Below are 19022 nucleotides of genomic sequence, written 5' to 3' on the forward strand. Positions count from 1 at the left end.
TTATTACTCCTCCTTCTCCTTATTATAGTTAAATTATTTCATATACAATAGCATTGTTTTTACTGAGTTTTGGCTTTCCATTGTCATGATACGCCTGTCTAATGTTACTAAAATCTCCATGACCTATTTGTTTTTTAAAGTTTCTCCCAATTTGTGCCCGAACAGCACTAGGCTTACCATTACAACTCATTTCAATATCTTTAAAAGTTTTTGAAACAGTCAAAATATCAAACTCTTTTGGTACTCCAGGAGTATTAATATAGACCTTAATTTCCTCCAACACCTTATTTGTTAATACTGATAACGGTAACTGCTTATTGCTTCCAATGCCATACAACGAACTAAGTTTTTCATTCACAAGAGCAGAAACACTAATCCCTAGGGTTTGAGCTTCTTCATCTAATTTTTGTTCTAACTCAGAACTTGGATAAAACTGAATTCTTTTCATAATAAAAACTCCTCACGATAAAGTATTATGTTTCTATTATAATATTTTATAGTTATAGAGTCAATCACTAATTGCAAATTTTATATAAAGAGAAGCCCCCTCCCATCATAAACCGACTTCCCACCATGATTCCCGTCATTCCTAATAGCCCTGTCAAGAGCCATAATCATCGCCACAGCTCCATCAATCTTTTCACTGGATTTAGCTTTATCCGGCTTAATATTTCCTGCAGGATCGGTTCTAATATGAATATTATCCATCATCCAGCCAAGGACTGGATGTCCTCCGTGGGCTATTCGTTTTTCAAGAGCCAGTTTCATTAACTCTTTTGTGGGCGGCGACATATCTTTAAAGCCTTGTCCAAAAGGCACCACAGTGAAACCTGCTCCTTCTAAGTTTTGAACCATCTGCACTGCTCCCCAGCGGTCAAATGCGATTTCCTGTATATTAAACCGAGTTCCTAAGTCCTCAATGAATTTTTCTATAAAACCATAGTGTATGACATTGCCTTCAGTCGTCTCAATATGACCTTCTCTTTCCCAAATGTCGTAAGGGACATGATCTCTACGTACTCTTAAATCCATGTTATCCTCTGGAATCCAAAGGTATGGCAATACATAATATTTATCATCTTCTTCCGTTGGTGGAAATACCAATACAAAAGCGGTAATGTCCGTAGAGCTTGATAAGTCCAACCCACCGTAGCAGATTCTACCCTTTAGTTTCTCAGGCTCTACTGGGATGCTACACTTCTCCCAAGTTTCCACCGGCATCCACTTGATATTTTGCTTAAGCCACATATTCAGCCGCAGCTGCTTAAATAGAGCTTCTTCTGCTGGGTCCTGTTTGGCCTGCTGGAAGTGTTCCCTAACTCTTTCTATTTTGATGGTGTGGCCAAGGCTTGGATTGGCTTTATACCAGTTCTTTTCATCCTCCCAGTCATCACCTTCATCAAGACCATAAATAATTGGTAAGAATGTATCGTCTATCCTTCTGCCATTTAAAATGTCTTTCGCCTTTTGGTGCATCTCCCAGCCATAACCTCTTAGCTTATCTCCTGCTGTAGTAAGATAAATAAAGAGCGGCTCTTCTCTAGCATCTCCGGAGCCGGTAGTAAGCATCCTAGCAAGGTCTGCATTAGGGTAAGTCCAAATCTCATCTAGTATTACACAAGAAACATTCAGTCCCGATTTGGATTTTACATCGGAACTTAAAACTTGATAAAAGCTCCCGGTTTGTGGATAGACAATTCTCTTAGTAGACATCACGGTTTTTGTTACATTCGATAAGGTCTGGTTCCCTTCTACAAAGTTTACGCTGGTATTGAAGATAATGCTTGCTTGCTGACGATCACAAGCGGCTACATAGACCTCTGCATTAGATTCACCATCAGCAAGGAGCATATAAAGGGCAATAGCTGCGGCGATTTCACTTTTTCCCGATTTTTTAGGGATTTCCACATACACCGTGCGGTACTGCCTAGTTCCATCTTCCCTTACCGTTCCAAAGGCTTTTTTTATTAAATCAATCTCCCAAGGAAGTAGCTTAAAAGATTTTCCTGCCCATTTCCCTTTGGTAAGTTTTAACTGCTCAATAAACTTAATCACTCTATTGGCTTTTTCTTCAGAGTAAGGCATCGCCATCACCTCCCTCTAGTTTTTTACCCTTAACAGTTCCGCCATTGGATCATCTTTAGCTTCTTCTTCTATGTCCACTCTGATACGGGTCCTTGCCGCAGGAGTCAGTCCAAACTCAGAACAGAAGTCTTTCATCACTTTAAGATAAGTCTGAGCAATAGACACCTGTGGCACCTGCTGAATATATCCGGATGGGGTCTTAAATATGGTCCCATGTTTAGATAGAAATTCCTCCGCTTCCTTCCATCTGGCATAGGCCTGACAATATCCTGCAAAGGCAGTCATATCTACCTTAGTGAGAATTCCCATAGACTCTAGAACCTTCACCATTCGTTTCCATTCTTTCTTTGCTTCCGGTTCCAGCCATGACGGACACTTAGGTGCTCGTTTCTCTGGCTTTGGTTCTTGGTCATTGAGGGGTTTTCTTCCTGGGTTGCCTTCCAATATTTTTAATTCTGTTGGTTTTGGTTTTCTACCTCTTTGGCCCATGGCTTTCACCTCCTTAAATAACCAGAAAAAGAGCCGATTCTAGCCCTTTTTTCTAAAATCTTTTCGCACTTGGGTCTTTCTCTTTTTCAGGACAAAGGGTCATATACAGCCGGTGTTAAGTCTCGACATAATTCGACCCGTTTTGAGTATCATTCAACCTCCACATATTCCATAAGCACCCGTAGCGCTTCATCATAGCTCGTTGACAGGATGACTTTCTCAACCATTTCCTCAGCTTCTTTTTTCATACCGACTCCCTTTAGAGCCCTACTGGCAATGCCTATCAAGTTAAAGATGTTTCCATTCTCACCAATCAGTTTTACTTTAGGCTTCATGGGCTGCGCCTCCCTTGAATGCTCCATTACCCGAGAGATTTTTTAACAGCTCACGTCTTGCTTCTTTATAATCATCACCAATCATTCCCAAGCGAAGAAGCCATGTTCTGAAGGTGTACTTTTCATTAGTAGTGGCCTTGGATTTATAGGATGCACACTTTTGCTTTTGAGCCAGTTTGCAGATTAGGGTAAAGAGCTCCTCTGCGCCTGCAGATTCTTTTGGCAACTCGATGGTCATCTCATCCTTTAGAAAATCAAGGGTGATACCGGAAACCTTCTCCAGCCCAATCTCTGTGGCATGATTATTAAAATCCTCTAATGTTATGATGGACGCTGCATTTATGGCAGTAATAAAATCCTCTTCAATGAGATTCCCAGCCAATCCAAGTGACTTCTTAATCAACTCCTGTTTGCTGTAGATCATATTTAGTATATTCCTGAGGGCCCTTCCATCATGGCTTTCGAGCGGAAGAGGTATTTCATAAGGCGCACTTGTTGTAGTCTCCTCTGCTCCTAACCTTGGAATTTCTTCTTCTGCCGACTCTCCTTCCTTCCGGTTTAGCACATCTCTAAGTTCAATTGCTCGTCCTCGTTCATTTACAATCTTCCCTTCCCGGTCAATAGTATAGGTCTGCTCCTCAGTTCTTATTTCATAAGCAAAGCTGGGTACTCCTAGGTATTGTGCCTTTACACCAAAGTGTTCACTTACTGTTTTTACGATTTGTTTTCGTTCCATCTCAATCCCTCCTGTGGTTTTTGGGTACTACTATATATCACTTAAAACCACAGAAATAGCAAGGGATTTATTCAGTTACAACATCTTTATATTTCAACTTCTCACCATCTCTAATTAAAAATACATCTTCGTCAGTTCCTGCAGCTTCGGCATATCTTTTCACAATTACATCCACAAAACGTTCATCCAGTTCAATCCCATAGCAAATTCTATCTGTCTGTTCAGATGCGATCCATGTACTACCAGATCCACCGAAGGGTTCCAACACAATACTATTTGTTAGGCTTGAGTTTTTAATTGGATAGGCAATTAAAGGAACGGGCTTCATGGTGCTATGCAGTTCACTTTTTGAAGGTTTGTCAAAATTCCAGACAGTGGTCTCTGCTCTTCCTGCGTACCACTTATGTTTTCCTTTTTTCTTCCAGCCAAATAGGCAAGGCTCATGCTTCCACTGGTACGGACTGCGACCCAATACTAAAGATTGTTTCACCCACTGGCAGACCCCAGAGAGATAAAATCCTGCATCTTGAAAGGCCTTTCTAAAAATATGGCCTTTGGTATCTGCATGGAATACATAGATGGAAGCGTCATTGGCCATATGATTTTCCATGTTAGTAAAGGCGTCTAACAGAAATTTATAGAACTCCTCATCCTGTAGGTTGTCATTTTTGATGGTTCCTTGGCTTCCATCGTAGGAAACCCCGTACGGAGGGTCCGTCACCACCAGATTGGCCTTCTTCCCATCCATCAATTTTTCATAGGTTTCAGCTTTGGTGCTATCTCCACAAATAAGGCGGTGTCTGCCTAAGAGCCATATGTCACCTTGTTTAGATATAGCTTCTTCTTCTAAGGTTGCATCTACATCAAAGTCATCATCTTCCACTTCTTTATCGTGTATATTTGAGAATAATTCATCAACCTCAGCAGCATTAAAGCCAGTAAGCTCCACTTCGAAGTTCAGGTCTTTTAAGTTTTCAAGTTCCACTGCTAATAGCTCATCATCCCAGCCAGCATCAAGAGCCAGTTTATTATCTGCGATGATATAAGCCTTCTTCTGTGCTTCAGTTAAGTGTTCCACCATCACACAGGGCACTTCTTTGATACCCTCTGCCTTTGCAGCTTCACAGCGACCATGCCCTGCAATAATATTCTTATCCTTGTCGATGAGTACTGGATTTACAAATCCAAACTCCCGAAGGCTACTGCGGATTTTATTAATCTGCTCTTTACTATGGGTCCTGGCATTGTTGGCATAAGGGATAAGTTTATCCACCGGGATGAGTTTCATTTCTTCAGTTGTTTTCACAGGCTTCACCTCTTTCTAAATTTGGGTATAAAAAAACACCCTTAAACCCCACTATTTCTAAAGGTTTTACAGGTGTTCGATTATTCTTAATGGTTGTTATATCAATGGTCCTAAAAGCCTTAAATGCCTATTATACCCCCCTCTGGAATTTCTCGATTTCTTACACGAAGGGGGGCGGCGGTCCTGGTGCTACTGGGTTGTAGAGAATATGACCGCCCTACCCTTTTTATTTATAAATCCAATCTAATTGAACCGTTAGTTTTGTTTTCATTAAAAGATACCTCAAATCCAAATTTCTTATAAAAACGTTCTGAACGTTCGAAATGATCTTTATCAACCTCTGATAACAACCCTGAAATATACTCTACTCCTAAAGACTTGGCTAGTTTAATATAATGTTCCATCATAATCGAACCATTCCCTATATTATCGTCGATGTTAATAATATCATCTATTTTAATATAAGTACGTAACTTTGGCTCACCTAATGTTTTTCTAAGACTACCCATAATACGTGGGAGATGTCCTGCCCCGGGGTAGGATCGTCCATATAATTTTACCCACACACAACTATCTGTAACCCTTTCAGTAATAATCAGCTCTTCATTGTTCTTATTATTTTTCATCCCAACAATTTTTGAACCTTTATCAATATCAAATATCCTTTTTATAAGCCTGTATTGTTCATACTTTTTCTTGCTTTCTCTTTCTATCATTTTGATTTTGATTTGATTCTCTTCTTCTTTTTCTCTAATAAACTCTTTGTATTTAATATCGTAATTAGCCAACTCCTTACGAAATATAAGCTTCATTAACTTTTTCATAGGCCGCCTCCTAATATGTAAGATAAATATAAATTAATTATAACTTACTCTAAAACTAATAACAATCAATATTGATATCTTTGATATCTATCCTTTGTCATAGTTTTTCTATCATGACATCTCTTACAAAGAGCCTGCCAGTTACCCTCATCCCATAAGAGCTGTCGATTACCTCGATGCGGAACTATATGATCAACCACTGTTGCATTTACCAGTATACCATCTTCATTACACTTAACGCAGAGAGGATTTGCTTTTAAGAATCTTGCTCTTACTTTTCTCCACCTGCTGTCATAACCTCTGGCAGCTGCGCTAGGTCTATTTTCGGTGTGTATCTTACAATATCTTTTATCCGTTAAGTTAGGGCATCCTGGATGTTTGCAAGGTTTCTTAGGTTTTTTGGGCATTGATTGATACCTCCTGTTTCGGGCATAGAAAAAGCCCTGGAAGCAAGTGTCCCAGAGCTAAGTATCCTTAAAAACAAAAATACGAGATGGTGCAGGCACCTTCTCGCTAAAAACTCTTATGAGTTTTTGTTCCTTGATATTATTATACACTTAATTCGTAAAAGTAGTCAATAACTTTTTTAGCGAAATCATAGTGAGATATTAATAATTGGTTTTTGTTAAAGTAGGATTTGTTACGAGTCATCCTATCATCTGTAAATTCCTTAAGCTCTAACATAGTGATTTCTCTTATTCTCTTACTAGTTATGATATTGTTGAATACATACAGGGTTACCACAAAGTCATGCATTACTGGATTTCTCATTCTGTTCTTTCTGGCTTCTCTCCCAACGCCATCTATCTTTGTGATATAATGTTTTATTTTCTCATTAGGTCTGATCTGATAGTTATAAGGTGTTCTCAAACTATTTAATAGACAGCTGTTATGAGCTGCTGCATTTCTTAATAACCTTACAGACCAAAGAAGTTTCTCCACAGATCCTTTAGTATTGTATTTTCTATAATATATGTGATACAACTTTGTAAAATCGTTAAAGCTTAAAACTTCAACTATATTCCAAATAGCGAATTCGTCTTTATATTTTCTCACCAAGTCTGAAGATGCAGAGTTCTTGCTCTTTACACTTATATTATCTCTTATGTACGGATATTTGGTAAAAAGCTCTTCTAAGATGCTGTAGCCATCTTCATTCTCATTCGCCTGAAAGTCTCTTAATAGTTGTGTCTTTAGAAAGTGTTCAATATCTAAAGTCATCTTCAAAATAACCCTTCTAAAATACATATCTATTTTTGACAGCTCGACAAGGTATGCAAACTCTAGGTTTACATATTTACCAGCATTCTCACCGCCTTTATATTTTTCGTAATTTTTAGCGTAGGATTTAATTTTAAAATAATACGTGTTCTCTCTTAAGAATTGCTTTGCTTCTTCTTCATCGATGATGTTAAATTTAATACCATTTATATTTTTCATATGTTCTATTTGTCCATCTACCGTTAATTTTTCTTTTCTCATATATGCTCCCCTAACATAAAACTTTCCTTTAAAATATTATATCATATAATCCAATTTTTTTAGAGGGTCTTCAGTATGTGTAATCCTTAGATATAGAAAAAGCCCTCGGGATATTTATCCTTTGGGCTGTGCTGCGTTTCCCGGGAGTCGTGGTCGATCTATCCCTTGGGCGTATTCAGACAACACACCGTATTTTTCTATACCTTTGCATCTTATACTATAGCACATATTAGATATGACATTCACTGACATTTACTGACGTTTTTTTATTTTTTTAATTTCTTTTAATGCTTTTCCGTGAGCCCTAAATGCCGTCCTTATATCAAACCCTATCTCTCTTGCAACCTCGTCCCAGCCCTTACCATTAATATAACGTTGTTCCAGAATTATTTGGCTAATAGGATCATCCACCTGGTTAATGGTCCCTGTGATTTCAGCCTTGACATCCACCAAACGGTCAATATCTTCGTTTATTTCATTTTCCAAATCGACTATCTTTGCTACAGTATTTTCTACATGGCTTTTGATATTATTACCGCCGGACACTTTTTCTTCTGTAAGGTTAGCACCCACTTTAGCAGCCAAAGCTCTTAGGGTATCTAGCTGTTCCAGTTTACTGTTTATTCTTTGATCAAGCCACATGGCCTGTGATAAATATTCCTTTGCGTTCATTCGGCATCTCTCTCCCTTCTCAAATCTGCTATTAACTTTTCTCCATCAATGCTTGTCAGCACCCTAAACCACCCAGAACGAAAGAACCTCTCAATGCTGGCTCTATTGGATGGATGTTTTGAAGCCCTATAATCTTTAACTGATTGCAGTATGATGGCATTTGCTAAGGTTTCATAAGGATCCATCTTTACCACCACCAAAGTAGGCTCTGGCTATCCGTTCCTGGGTTTCGATATCTAGTGTTCGGATTTTAGCCATAGCTTTTTCCCGATCTGCTTTTACTTCCGCTGATGTTTTATAAAACCTACATCCATCACAGTTTTTCTTCGTTAGGGCGATGCACTTATCAGGATGATATGCGAAGCAATCTGTTTTGTCTGGTTTAATCGTTTTAGCGTGTCTCTTCATTACTCCACCTCTTTTCTCTGTTTACATTGGACAGTAAAATATCTAATAGGTATCTTTAGGTCTTTAGCTTTCTTTATTTCAACAGTCATACCTGAAGATATCCTATCACCAAAGACCCATAACTCATGACACTTCCCAAGTAGTACCAAACCCATACCAATCCCCAGCTGCCTCTCTTTTGGGTCGTTTTCTTTTAAAAACTGTGGGTACATCAAGTGTGGAATAATCGGCACAGCATTTTGGATTACAGCAAATCGCCCATATCTTTTGGCTCTTAGAGTATTCCCCTCGATATCTCCGGCAAAGGGAGAACAGATAAAAACAACCTTTCTACGCTTTTTAGCTTTCTTTTCTTTTTCAATATTGGTTAATGCTTCATAAACCGTCGGGTCCAGATAACCTTCTGAATTATATAAATTTACACCCATTGTCATTTCCTCCTTTGATTTTTCTCACTCTCGCCTTTACTGCCTCTAGCAGTTCCAGCTGTCCTTTTTCTTTATATTTAAGTGCTTTCATCACATCTTCATCAGCAGTTCCTCTAGCTACGAGATGATGGACGATGACATTTTCATTTTGTCCTTGCCTATAGAGCCTGGCATTGGCTTGTCCATAGAGCTCTAAGCTCCAAGGGAGTCCAAACCATATGATGGTGCTTCCTCCTGCTTGAAGATTTAGTCCATGTCCTGCTGAAGCTGGGTGTGCTAGTAAAACTTCTACCTTACCTTTATTCCAATCTTTTATATCCTCTGCTGTTTTAAGGACTCTGGTATCCTTGATGTGCTTTTGAATCCGCTGGAGGTCATGCTTATAGGAATAAAACACAAGTACCGGCTTTCCATTAGCAGCTTCTATGGTATCTTCCAGCGCCTTTAGTTTCTCTTTGTGTATCTCCTGTACTCCTCTATCCTCATCATAAACAGCACCACCAGCCATTTGGAGAAGTTTCCCCATTAGAACCGCTGCATTACTGGCTACGACATCCGTATCCTCTATAGAAAGTATCAGTTCCTTTTCCAACTTCTTGTATTTCTTAAGCTCTCCGTCTTGTAAGTTTACGGATATCACATTCATCATTAGCTCCGGCATCTTAAGATAATCATCGGATTTCATACTGATACAGATGTCACTTAGCTTTTCATAGATGGCTTCCTCTGCCCCTTCTTTTAGCTTGTAGCTAAAGATCACGTGCTGGTTTCTTTTATCCGGAAGAAAGTATCGCTCCCTGTAGCCAGTGATGGTTTTTCCAAGCCTCTCGCCACCATCCAATAGGTAAATCTGTGACCATAAATCCATCAATCCATTGGGTGCGGGTGTTCCAGTAAGACCGACGACTCTTTTAAGAAGTGGCTTTGTTTTCTTTAGAGCCTTAAACCGTTTCGCCCTTGGGCTTTTGAAACTAGAAAGCTCATCTAGGACCAACATCTCAAAGGGCCAGTTCTTATTCTCAAAGTAGTCCACCAGCCACTGAGTGTTTTCTCGATTAATGATATATAACTCGGCTGGCTTATGAAGTGCAGCTATTCGTTCCTTCTCTGTTCCTAGTACTTTGGATAAACGGATATTCTTTAAGTGGTCCCATTTCTCCAGTTCTTCCTGCCAGGTGCTTTCTGCTACTCTAAGGGGAGCAATCACCAACACCTTGGATATTTCAAAGTAATCGTAGAGAAGGTCATTAATGGCGGTGAGGGTAATCACACTTTTGCCGAGCCCCATTTCCAGCATCAAGGCTGACTTCTCTTTTCCAATAATCCACTGTCTAGCATACTCTTGATAGTCATAGGGTATATATTTCACGCCATCACCTCCTGTAAAAACAGCTCAATACTTCTATATGAATCTATGACATACACCTTAAATCCTAATTTCTCTAGTTGCTCTTTACGCTTTAGTTGCAAGGGTCTTAGTTTCTCTCCCGGTGCCTTTAGTTCTACAAAGAAGAGTCTGCCTCTAGGAAATAGCACCAATCTATCTGGCATTCCTGCCATACCGGGTGAGGTGAACTTAAGACAAAACCCACCAATACCCTCCACATCTTTTTTAAGTTTTAGTTCCACTTCTCTTTCTTTCACTTTCAGTCACCCTTTCTTCAAACCTTGATTTACAAGGCTTTAAGGCATCAATCTTATATGAGGGTGTTGGTCGGTGGACCCTATATATATAACTTTTATATATATATTTATTATTTTTTTCTACTATAGAAAAGTTCTATATATGCCCATCACCGACCATCACCTTTAAGATAAATACACTATTTTAGAAATTCTGATTTAAGCTTAAACCCTCTGACAATAACGCCTTTCTTTGTCCTTTTCCTTTCAAAACCTAGTGAGTCTAATGCCGTATAAAAATCTGCAGTGCTCCTGGTAAACTCACCGGTTCTTATGCAAAAAGCTCGATACTCATCATAAACCTCTCCCGATTTTGCTGTGTAGCTTTCATCGACCTCACAGCACTCTACTAGGAAATGGGCCAGCCAATCGTTATTTTCCTTATAGCTTTTGATGGCCTCTTTTACTTTCTTAGGAAGATCTATTTTGAAATCATCTTTAATGACTTTTTCTGCTCCTTCGATAATCCACCTAAGGATAGCTCCACCAGCTTCTTTATAGAGATAATCTCCGTAGTTCTTAATGTCACTGCTGCCTTCAATCTTGGCTTCAAAGGGAATAACAATAAGCCTTCTCCATGTCCCCTCATCAATGGCCCCCACCTTTGGTAAGTGGTTGGTGTATAGCACTAGGGTATGAGTTGGTACATACCCAAAGGGGTCCTTGTATTTCTTCTCTGCATAAATTTCATCTGTAGAGCAGAGTAGTTTGATATTAGAAGTGCTAAGCCTCATTCCTTCTTCAAGCTCTGCTGCAATTAACAGTCTTTTACCTTTAGCCTCTGCAAGCTCCGGTTTTACATTTCTTCTATTCCCAACGGTTAGAACATCTGCCGAGATGTTGCCGCTGTAACTTCCTAGCACTCTGGCGATGACATTCCAGAAGGTGGACTTACCATTTCTACCTTCACCGTAAGCTATAATCAGTGCTTCAATATACACCTTACCGATGGCTGCAAGTCCTGCCACCCTTTGAACATACTCGATTAATTCTTTGTCCTTTAAGAATGTGATGTTCAGCATATCCTGCCAAACAGACCTCCCGTTATCGCTTGGATCTACTGCGGTCTGCTTTGTTATAAAGTGTGAAGGACTAGGCTCCATACTGATGCCTTTCTTTAAGTCATAGGTGGCACTTGGGGTATTGAGTAAAAACTCATCTGTGTCAAGGTCTTTTATATCTATAGACAGCATAGGCTGTGCTTCTTTTAGGGTTGCTGCTATCTTTCTCGTATCTCTTCTTGAGATGGCATACTTTCTATAGGCCAGGGCATTTTCATATTTTTGGAATGACCTCTCCTGCTCATTTGTAAATTTGTCCAGTGCTTTTTTGGCCCCTACTTCTTCCAGAACACCATCCGCACCATTTTTCACCATCTCGGCCATGATTTTTTGGGTCTCAATCTCTGCTTCTTCAAGTTGCCGCGTGGTTAACTCTTGGGATACAGCTTGTGCTTTTGGCTTTGACTCTTCCCAGTAGCTACCGTTATAGGCGATATAGTCCGTTGATGGTGAAAAACGAAGGACACCTTTATACTCATTAGCCAAAACCACTGCTTGACCTACATCAGAGAAATCCTCCGGTTTTAGTTTAAGTTCCTGATTGTAGGCCTCTGGTGGAATATAGCCTTCCTGCTTCACTACCTTTTTGCCAAAGCTTGACGCACTTTTCCAGATCAGTTTTAACTCACTTTCAGGAAGAGGCGGACTACATTTGTCTGCTTCTTTTAGGAAAATCTCGTAGGCTTTCTCTGTATCACCAAAGCGCTTGATGGCCCTTGCTGCATATCTAGACATATGGTTATTCCGACTACCTTCCGGTACTACGTCCTTACGTTCTTCCCAGTTTTCAAACTCCGCTTCTTCCAAAAATTCAATAATGTCCTTATCTCCATCATAGAACTCTACCTCTGGCTCCTCTGTACCAAAGAGAAACCTACCACTATCTAAAGCATTGTGGTCAAAGTACGGGAATACTGCTGCTATTCTCTTTTTCAACTCACCGTATTTTGTAGCATCTTTAATCTCCGGTATCACAAAGTACACATGGAACCGGGGTCTAGCTGCCTTACTACCTTTAACCTTCATGTGATTTCTGCTATAAGCTGCTACAAATGGCACTCCAGCAAAAGAAATGGCCACGTCTAAAGGCTCCACCCAGTCCTTTGGATCATCTGAATGATCATTATCACAATCAAGGGGAATGTTATCCGCCTTGATGAAGTTGGCGTTTTTTCTATAGTTATCTTTGTACTCAGCTGTCACATGGTCGAACTTTATTGCTTCTAGCATAGTAGCTTCATCTGTTACAACTACCTTCTTTGGATAGAGACAGTTTGATAAATTGCCCGTTGCATTTGATGCATATAAGGTAAACACCATTACTTCCTTGCCTCCTCTAGTTTCCTCTGAAGGCCTTTCTTGGCTCCTTCAAGATTTCCTGAAAGAGCCTGGCCTTTTAATGTTTTCAACGTTTGCCTAGGGAGCAATTCTCGATAACCTCCTAGACTCTTAATAAAAAATTTTACAGCACCGTCCATCTTTACGCCGACCTCTCCCTTTCCACCAGTGGCAGCAGATTTCGCTCATTTTTGAGTAAATCGTAGAGAAACAGTCTCCCTTTCTGTGTCCAGTAGGTGTGCATCTTATTTCTATTCGCATCGATGGCGTGGGTCTTAGACTGGGTATATCCCATATCTGCATAGTGCTGATACAGTAGCCATGTGCCATGCATCTTGTACTGGACCCCCAGCTCATGTAGTAACTTGTTTAAAGCTCTCCCACTCATGCCGTAATCTTTAGCAATCACCGTAATGGGAACTACCGACTTGTTTTGAAGAATAAGATCATAGTAGCTGGCCTTTGGCTTCAGCTCTCCAATCATCTGCCTATTCTTTGCATTTTCAAGTTCCAGTTCTTTTGCTTTTGCCTTGGCTTCCTTGTACTCAGTGAATATCTTGATGCCAAGGTCAGGATTTTTAAGAATATCATCCAACAGCTTGTCCGCCATGTACACCCCGTGCTTTCTGATATCAGGTAGTACTTCATCAAAGATCCAACGTTCAAATCGCTCTGCTTCAGGAAGTTTAGATTTTACAATTAAGCGGTATAGATCGCCTTCAGGTATGAACTTGATTTCCTGCTCGCCGCCACTTGTAGGGACTCGGTGTTTTACCGACCCCTTTGTATGTCTGTTTACAGCATCATAAGGATCCACATAACCTAAAATTTTGGCGCACTCTGTTGCAGGGAAGTACTCCTTCCCATTTATGACTAATACCCCTATTTTCCCGAACTCTGTATTGTTAAAAGTTTTCATTTCCTTCATCACAATTCTCCTCTCTAATCTTTCATATAGTATTCTGTTTCAAATCCATCTGCGTTCATCGGTAGCCCTTTTGCCCAAGGAATCGGCTCTGACATGATGCGGTTTATCTCATTAAGCGAGCTTTCACCCTTTGGGACATCTAGAACCACTTCATCATGGATATGGGCCACGATCTTAAAGCCTTTCTCATCCAGCCTTAGTAGGGCTTCTGCCAAACAGTCTCTTGCTGTCGCCTGAACAATATTTTCAACGAGACGACCTCCGTATGTGCTTATGCGACCCCAAGCTCTAGTGGTCTGCTCCATGCCTTCATAGGTGAGCTTCTCCCTGTTAAACCGCTCATCCATCTCAATTCTTGGTTTTACATACACAAGGTTTCTGCCTGAGGGTAGCTGGATAAAGAGCATTCCGCTTTTGTAGTAAAACTTCAGTCCGTGCCGCATAGTTACGAGTGTTCTTCCCTTGACGGCTTTTATAGCTGCATCTTCTATCGCATACCAAAACTTCACAATGTTAGGATTGGCTTGTCTCCATGCGTCCACAATCCTTTTAAGCTCACTTTCACTAAGGCCCATTCTGTCAGCTCCCATAGCTTTCAGAGCTCCAACACTGCCCTGGTAGCCACAGGCCAAGGTTGCTATTTTACCTTTAGCCCTCAGCTCGTACTCAGGATTGCCCCTCACAATTTTCTCAAGGGGTACACCAAACATGCGGCTTGCTGCCATTTCATAAATCTTCCCGTGTCCTTTAAATGTTTCCATTACCCATGTCTCATTTGCTAGCCATGCAATTACCCTAGCTTCAATAGCACTAAAGTCTGATACGATAAGGCGGTGACCTTTTGATGGAATAAAGGCGGTTCTAATGAGCTGGGATAGAGTATCCGGCACCGAGTCAAAGAGCATCTCTAAGGTTTCATAGTCTCCAGCTTTTAGAAGTTCTCTGGCAATGTTTAGGTCGGCCATGGTGTTTCTGGGCAGGTTCTGTATTTGTATTAATCTTCCAGAAAATCTCCCTGTGCGATTAGCACCATAGTACTGAATCAACCCTCCAGCTCTCTCGTCTTTCCTCATGGCTCTTGTCATGGCTTCATACTTTTTCACCGAGGTCTTAGACATCTCTTGCCTTAGTTCCAACAGTTGTCTCACTTCCTCAACTCCCGTTTCATCCAGCAGTGCTGCTACTGCGTCTTTTGCTAAACTATCTACTTTTAATCCATGTATATCTTCCAACCAAGCTTTTAGCTGGGCAGGGCTATTAGGATTATCTACCCCCGTTAAATCCTTGGCTTCCTTAGTCAATTTATTTTGATACTGTTCATCACACTTGATGGCGTGTTCTACCAACACCTTGTCGAGCCTTATTCCTCCATCATTTATCTTTTGGTCCAACTCCCATAGCTTCTGCTCCTTATCTATCATGGGGAAGGGAGCAAGCTTTCGCCTAATCTCCCGTTCCACCTCTACATCCTTTTTGCAGTAGGACTTAAACAACTCCCACTTCTCCCTGTCATGCACTGGCAGGTTTCTCGTTCTCCCGCCATTAGCTTTAGTGGCTCTGCAAGGTACGGAGAAATATCTAATTAAGGCTTTCCCTTCTTTCATCTTTTGTTCTTTTAGCCCTACCACTTTAGCCACTGCATCAAGATGTCCCGGCAGGCCCATAGTGAGTGCATGGGCCTGAGAGCATCTCCACTGCTCTGGTGGCATGTCCATTCCTAGATATGCTTTTAAGCAAGTTCTTTCAAACTGAGCATTATATGCTGTCTTAATTACTGTAGCGTCCGTTAATGCCGCTATAACCTCTTCCGGGATTGCTTCACCGCTCACTAAATCCACTACTTGTACTTCTTGATCATCAAAAGCATAAGCAAAAAGTAGAATTTCAAAGTCCTCTGACTGAGAATATGGGTAGACTCCACTTTTTATGAGGTCAACACTGCTATAGGTTTCTAAGTCAATACTAAGCACTTTCATCCCTATCACCACTAGGATAAAAAGTCATCTTCAACAGCGGTAAAATCATCTTCTGCTTTTGGCTTGCCGCCTAGTGGTTCTCCGTCCTCTAGTTTTTGGATATTTTGAAGCCCACAAGCAATCCCCTTATTCCCATTAGCATTGTAGGCGTAAAACACGACACTCACTCTACAATAGCAACCGGAGTAAAACTCTGTAGCATCAAGTATTGGCTGTAAATCCTTATCAACTACCCCCGGCTTTACTTTGCTATTGGCATTGATAAAATAGCTGTCGGCATAAGCTTCATCCTCTGGCCGATCTACATCACCATCACGAATGGGCGTTTTAAGATTTGCCGGTATTTTTCCGCCTAACTTGGATACTCCTTCTTTCTTGGCTGTTTCAATAGCTTTATTGATTTTATCTAGGGTCGTCTTATCACTTTTAGGAAAGATAAAACTAAGGCTATACTTAGGTTCACTTCCATTAACTGATTTAGGGTTAACTACACTCACATAACTTGCAAGACCTTTTCCTGTAATTACTTTGGTTGACATATTATCACTACTCCTTTATAAATTGTTTTTCAAAATCAATTTCTGCACTGCTTTTTACAGCAGGCCGTTTATCATCTTCCGGTACTAATCTCAATTTCCCAGGTGGCTTTTTAATAAGGTCACCGATAATTTGGCTGAACTCTTTTTTTCCCAACTCTTTTTCAAGCTTTGTAAGACTCAATAATGATTTACAATAGATCCGTTCTTCTGGATACCCAGCATTTAATAGCTTTTCTGCCACTTCTTTTTCAGAGATGTACTTTCTTGTGGCTCTGCCCTCTACCAGCTTCATGCCAGGCCATGTCTTACCACATCTTGCCTTTTCAAAAGCGTAACTTTCTACATCAGTGGCCCATTTCTTAAATTCCTGTACCTGCAGTAACACTTCTGTAATTTCCTCATCTGTTAGAAGTGCCGGTTCTTTAAAGTCCATGCAAGCCAACCTCATATTTTCATCATGGCGAGCTCGACAGGTGGCTTTTACCTTACAAAAGCGGCAGTGCTCTCCGGGCTTAAAATCTCCCTCTCCCTTAAAGGCAGCTTCTGCTCTTGGCCTTACAACTTCTTCTGACCACTTTATAAGGTCTTTTACTTCCATCTCATCGGTGGAAATGTTATCGAGCCTCGGCTGAATGATGGTCATCCGAACCACCTTAATGTCGTAGAGAACACCAAAAGTGTTAATCGCTCCTAAAGCATAGAGCCGAGCTTGGGGATTCCCAACTGCAGACACTGCCACGCCTTTGCCTCCCTTTAGGTCAATAACTTCCAACACATCGTCTGTTACAATTACCACATCGCCAGTGCCAAAGCCATCCCTAACCCACGGGCTGTAGTCCAGTCTTTCTTCAATTAGAATAAGTGGGTCTTTGCATCTGGATCTGGCTTCGTTAATTCTCTCAAGCACAGCTGCTACATACTCATCCACCGCTGTCTTTATTTCCTCTGAGTAGAACTGACTCTTGTGCATCTGCTTAAGGTTTTTGTTAAAAGCGGCTTTCTGGATGTGACCTAGGTGATGATGCAGATACAGCTCTGATAGCTCATGCATGAAAGTTCCCTCCATGGCATAGGGGCTGGTGGTATCCTCTATCTCTTCTTCCAGCCTGACACTCGGGCTGCAGTGGAGCCATCTGTGAGCCCCTGAAGCGGAAAGCAAAGCATGAGCCGCCATTAAATCTCACCGGCTTTCTCTAGGATCTCTGCATACTTGTCTTCCGGAATATCACTGAGCTTCTTAGCACCAAAGCCAGTTATGAGCTCTTTGACTTCTTTTTGCTTTCCACTTTGCGATAGTGCGGCGAGTGCACCCCTGACTTCCTTAAAGCTAGGCTTCTTATTTTTTGTTACCACTTCTGCACCATCTACCTGTTGCTCTTTTGCTAATGCTTCAATGCTGTCTGCCAATTTCCTAAGATCCCTTGCAACTTGAAGGGTAGCTTTCATGGCCCACACCTCCTTCCTTTAGTTCTTTGATCTCCACTGTCTCGACTGAATCACCGGGTGTAATCACAAGTAGACCCACATTTTTCCCTAGTAACCAATCAAGCATTTTACTTCGGACGGTTTTCTTGCTGCTTTCAATAACAGGGTTTTTGTCGCTACCGGACTTTGTCACATTGATCGTGACTTTGTGTTTAAGGCTCATTTTCGGACTCCTTTCCAGGGGCGATTAATTTACCCCTCATCAATAAGCGAAAATAATAGACTATTCGAACCCCTTTTTATGAAAAGTTTTTTCTTAATTTTGCATGGATCTTTTTTAGCCGTTTCCGGATTGCCGCTTCCGTTACGCCTTCTTCAGCGGCGATGTCTGTGTTGGAACGCTTGTCCATATATACTTTCTTAAACAGTTCTTTCTGCTGCGGTAAAAGACACTCCATAGCTTGAGTAAGTTTACCCAGCATTTCTTGATGTTCGCCTTCTTCCTCCGCTTCAATATAAATGCTCTCAGGGTTTAAACTTTCATCTGCTAGGTATTTGTTGCGATCATCTACTGATTCATTTTCTTTGTCTTTGTAGGCATCCAGATGGGTAGTAACTCTGTAATTATAGCGACGCTGCTTGTCCACTTCATTGTCGTCAATAGAATGAAGAAGTTCGATGTCTGCTTCGGTAACTCCATTTTCCCCTGGAGTAATAACGATTTGTCCCCCTTCAGCGGGATAATAGATGTAATTTGTTCTCTTCTTTTGGCTTGTTTTGTACTTTTTTAACATGTTTTGCACCCTTTCCGTCCTGCATTGGACGGCAGAATGCAAAAAGAGTCTGTGGTGAAGATGTCCACAGACTCCGCTTGTCCTAAAAATGGGCGCACGAAATCACGGTGGGTGCATCTCCACTCCTAGCAAGGCTTTAATACCATGCTCAGAAGTCTTATGCATCCCGCCGTCCGTATGCGCACTAGGACATTGAGATATTATTTAGAAAGCAACACTGCTTATCTATAACTAAAGTAACACGGATTTTTTTATAAAAATGGACATGCCATGTCCCGTCAAAATCCGTGCAAATAAAAAAGCCGGAGTTATCCTTTTTCAGCCTTTATGGCTTACTTAGATAACTCCGGCTTTTTGCTCCTCGATTGGTTACGGGGCAGATTGCGGTAGTTTCTGTTTACTTATTTGCTGCCCTTGCAGCTTTTACCTGATGTACAACATCCTCCCAAGGAATTGTCACAAACTTATTTTTACTGATTTTCTGTTCGAGATAGACTTTTTCACCATCAACGA

At 40.9% G+C, this 19022-nt stretch carries 22 protein-coding genes; all 22 read right to left on the reverse strand.

Going from position 1 to position 19022, the window contains the following annotated elements; translation table 11 throughout:
• Positions 1-28: 28 nt before the first annotated feature.
• A complete protein-coding gene (locus PRVXH_RS11525; protein ID WP_353892910.1) occupies positions 29-448 on the reverse strand; it encodes a hypothetical protein in 420 nt (139 codons plus the stop codon).
• Between the two features lie 80 nt (positions 449-528).
• Entirely contained in the window at positions 529-2085 is a 1557-nt protein-coding gene (locus tag PRVXH_RS11530; RefSeq protein WP_353892911.1) for a terminase TerL endonuclease subunit, read from the reverse strand.
• 15 nt (positions 2086-2100) lie between these two features.
• Positions 2101-2574 (reverse strand): phage terminase small subunit P27 family, encoded by a 474-nt coding sequence (locus tag PRVXH_RS11535; RefSeq protein WP_353892912.1) that lies wholly within the window; start codon positions 2572-2574, stop codon positions 2101-2103.
• A 149-nt stretch (positions 2575-2723) separates the two neighbouring features.
• The gene (locus tag PRVXH_RS11540) at positions 2724-2909 is read right to left on the reverse strand and encodes a hypothetical protein (RefSeq protein ID WP_353892913.1); all 186 of its coding nucleotides are present in this window, start codon (positions 2907-2909) and stop codon (positions 2724-2726) included.
• Positions 2899-3645 (reverse strand): virulence-related protein, encoded by a 747-nt coding sequence (locus PRVXH_RS11545; RefSeq protein WP_353892914.1) that lies wholly within the window; start codon positions 3643-3645, stop codon positions 2899-2901. The genes PRVXH_RS11540 and PRVXH_RS11545 overlap by 11 nt, the downstream gene beginning before the upstream one ends.
• 67 nt (positions 3646-3712) lie before the next feature.
• Positions 3713-4951 (reverse strand): site-specific DNA-methyltransferase, encoded by a 1239-nt coding sequence (locus tag PRVXH_RS11550; protein WP_353892915.1) that lies wholly within the window; start codon positions 4949-4951, stop codon positions 3713-3715.
• A 230-nt stretch (positions 4952-5181) separates the two neighbouring features.
• Positions 5182-5775 carry a hypothetical protein gene (locus PRVXH_RS11555; protein WP_353892916.1) on the reverse strand — a complete coding sequence of 198 codons (594 nt, stop codon included), beginning with the start codon at positions 5773-5775 and terminating at the stop codon, positions 5182-5184.
• A gap of 65 nt (positions 5776-5840) precedes the next feature.
• Positions 5841-6182 (reverse strand): HNH endonuclease signature motif containing protein, encoded by a 342-nt coding sequence (locus PRVXH_RS11560; RefSeq protein ID WP_353892917.1) that lies wholly within the window; start codon positions 6180-6182, stop codon positions 5841-5843.
• A 142-nt stretch (positions 6183-6324) separates the two neighbouring features.
• On the reverse strand, positions 6325-7257 hold the full coding sequence (locus PRVXH_RS11565; protein ID WP_353892918.1) for an Abi family protein: 933 nt from the start codon (positions 7255-7257) through the stop codon (positions 6325-6327).
• A gap of 252 nt (positions 7258-7509) precedes the next feature.
• On the reverse strand, positions 7510-7929 hold the full coding sequence (locus tag PRVXH_RS11570) for a DUF1492 domain-containing protein (RefSeq protein ID WP_353892919.1): 420 nt from the start codon (positions 7927-7929) through the stop codon (positions 7510-7512).
• Complete coding sequence (locus PRVXH_RS11575; RefSeq protein ID WP_350343242.1) at positions 7926-8114, reverse strand: hypothetical protein; 189 nt, start codon at positions 8112-8114, stop codon at positions 7926-7928. Before PRVXH_RS11575 ends, PRVXH_RS11570 begins: the two co-directional genes overlap by 4 nt.
• Positions 8101-8337 (reverse strand): hypothetical protein, encoded by a 237-nt coding sequence (locus tag PRVXH_RS11580; RefSeq protein WP_353892920.1) that lies wholly within the window; start codon positions 8335-8337, stop codon positions 8101-8103. The genes PRVXH_RS11575 and PRVXH_RS11580 overlap by 14 nt, the downstream gene beginning before the upstream one ends.
• Entirely contained in the window at positions 8337-8765 is a 429-nt protein-coding gene (locus tag PRVXH_RS11585; protein WP_353892921.1) for a DUF4406 domain-containing protein, read from the reverse strand. Before PRVXH_RS11585 ends, PRVXH_RS11580 begins: the two co-directional genes overlap by 1 nt.
• Positions 8746-10134, reverse strand: coding sequence for a DEAD/DEAH box helicase (locus PRVXH_RS11590; protein ID WP_353892922.1), 1389 nt, complete (start codon positions 10132-10134; stop codon positions 8746-8748). The genes PRVXH_RS11585 and PRVXH_RS11590 overlap by 20 nt, the downstream gene beginning before the upstream one ends.
• The gene (locus PRVXH_RS11595) at positions 10131-10409 is read right to left on the reverse strand and encodes a VRR-NUC domain-containing protein (RefSeq protein ID WP_353892923.1); all 279 of its coding nucleotides are present in this window, start codon (positions 10407-10409) and stop codon (positions 10131-10133) included. The genes PRVXH_RS11590 and PRVXH_RS11595 overlap by 4 nt, the downstream gene beginning before the upstream one ends.
• A gap of 179 nt (positions 10410-10588) precedes the next feature.
• Complete coding sequence (locus tag PRVXH_RS11600; protein WP_353892924.1) at positions 10589-12829, reverse strand: phage/plasmid primase, P4 family; 2241 nt, start codon at positions 12827-12829, stop codon at positions 10589-10591.
• A gap of 160 nt (positions 12830-12989) precedes the next feature.
• A complete protein-coding gene (locus PRVXH_RS11605) occupies positions 12990-13775 on the reverse strand; it encodes a phage antirepressor KilAC domain-containing protein (protein WP_353892925.1) in 786 nt (261 codons plus the stop codon).
• Positions 13776-13789: 14 nt separating this feature from the next.
• Complete coding sequence (locus PRVXH_RS11610; RefSeq protein WP_353892926.1) at positions 13790-15751, reverse strand: DNA polymerase; 1962 nt, start codon at positions 15749-15751, stop codon at positions 13790-13792.
• An 11-nt stretch (positions 15752-15762) separates the two neighbouring features.
• On the reverse strand, positions 15763-16290 hold the full coding sequence (locus PRVXH_RS11615) for a DUF2815 family protein (protein WP_350343251.1): 528 nt from the start codon (positions 16288-16290) through the stop codon (positions 15763-15765).
• Between the two features lie 7 nt (positions 16291-16297).
• Positions 16298-17464 carry a DUF2800 domain-containing protein gene (locus PRVXH_RS11620; RefSeq protein WP_353892927.1) on the reverse strand — a complete coding sequence of 389 codons (1167 nt, stop codon included), beginning with the start codon at positions 17462-17464 and terminating at the stop codon, positions 16298-16300.
• A complete protein-coding gene (locus tag PRVXH_RS11625) occupies positions 17464-17736 on the reverse strand; it encodes a hypothetical protein (protein WP_353892928.1) in 273 nt (90 codons plus the stop codon). Before PRVXH_RS11625 ends, PRVXH_RS11620 begins: the two co-directional genes overlap by 1 nt.
• A gap of 278 nt (positions 17737-18014) precedes the next feature.
• Positions 18015-18509 (reverse strand): sigma-70 family RNA polymerase sigma factor, encoded by a 495-nt coding sequence (locus PRVXH_RS11630; RefSeq protein WP_353892929.1) that lies wholly within the window; start codon positions 18507-18509, stop codon positions 18015-18017.
• Between the last annotated feature and the right edge of the window lie 513 nt (positions 18510-19022).

The organism is Proteinivorax hydrogeniformans (genome assembly GCF_040515995.1).
Classification (GTDB): Bacteria; Bacillota; Proteinivoracia; order Proteinivoracales; family Proteinivoracaceae; genus Proteinivorax; species Proteinivorax hydrogeniformans.

Bases quoted from the DNA above. Each gene is read 5' to 3' on its own strand.
- PRVXH_RS11525 (WP_353892910.1), bottom strand. From the start codon at position 448: ATGAAAAGAATTCAGTTTTATCCAAGTTCTGAGTTAGAACAAAAATTA.
- PRVXH_RS11540 (WP_353892913.1), bottom strand. From the start codon at position 2,909: ATGAAGCCTAAAGTAAAACTGATTGGTGAGAATGGAAACATCTTTAAC.
- PRVXH_RS11585 (WP_353892921.1), bottom strand. From the start codon at position 8,765: ATGGGTGTAAATTTATATAATTCAGAAGGTTATCTGGACCCGACGGTT.
- PRVXH_RS11620 (WP_353892927.1), bottom strand. From the start codon at position 17,464: ATGGCGGCTCATGCTTTGCTTTCCGCTTCAGGGGCTCACAGATGGCTC.
- PRVXH_RS11570 (WP_353892919.1), bottom strand. From the start codon at position 7,929: ATGAACGCAAAGGAATATTTATCACAGGCCATGTGGCTTGATCAAAGA.
- PRVXH_RS11625 (WP_353892928.1), bottom strand. From the start codon at position 17,736: ATGAAAGCTACCCTTCAAGTTGCAAGGGATCTTAGGAAATTGGCAGAC.
- PRVXH_RS11545 (WP_353892914.1), bottom strand. From the start codon at position 3,645: ATGGAACGAAAACAAATCGTAAAAACAGTAAGTGAACACTTTGGTGTA.
- PRVXH_RS11555 (WP_353892916.1), bottom strand. From the start codon at position 5,775: ATGAAAAAGTTAATGAAGCTTATATTTCGTAAGGAGTTGGCTAATTAC.
- PRVXH_RS11575 (WP_350343242.1), bottom strand. From the start codon at position 8,114: ATGGATCCTTATGAAACCTTAGCAAATGCCATCATACTGCAATCAGTT.
- PRVXH_RS11580 (WP_353892920.1), bottom strand. From the start codon at position 8,337: ATGAAGAGACACGCTAAAACGATTAAACCAGACAAAACAGATTGCTTC.
- PRVXH_RS11530 (WP_353892911.1), bottom strand. From the start codon at position 2,085: ATGCCTTACTCTGAAGAAAAAGCCAATAGAGTGATTAAGTTTATTGAG.
- PRVXH_RS11600 (WP_353892924.1), bottom strand. From the start codon at position 12,829: ATGGTGTTTACCTTATATGCATCAAATGCAACGGGCAATTTATCAAAC.
- PRVXH_RS11565 (WP_353892918.1), bottom strand. From the start codon at position 7,257: ATGAGAAAAGAAAAATTAACGGTAGATGGACAAATAGAACATATGAAA.
- PRVXH_RS11630 (WP_353892929.1), bottom strand. From the start codon at position 18,509: ATGTTAAAAAAGTACAAAACAAGCCAAAAGAAGAGAACAAATTACATC.
- PRVXH_RS11605 (WP_353892925.1), bottom strand. From the start codon at position 13,775: ATGAAGGAAATGAAAACTTTTAACAATACAGAGTTCGGGAAAATAGGG.
- PRVXH_RS11560 (WP_353892917.1), bottom strand. From the start codon at position 6,182: ATGCCCAAAAAACCTAAGAAACCTTGCAAACATCCAGGATGCCCTAAC.
- PRVXH_RS11615 (WP_350343251.1), bottom strand. From the start codon at position 16,290: ATGTCAACCAAAGTAATTACAGGAAAAGGTCTTGCAAGTTATGTGAGT.
- PRVXH_RS11535 (WP_353892912.1), bottom strand. From the start codon at position 2,574: ATGGGCCAAAGAGGTAGAAAACCAAAACCAACAGAATTAAAAATATTG.
- PRVXH_RS11610 (WP_353892926.1), bottom strand. From the start codon at position 15,751: ATGAAAGTGCTTAGTATTGACTTAGAAACCTATAGCAGTGTTGACCTC.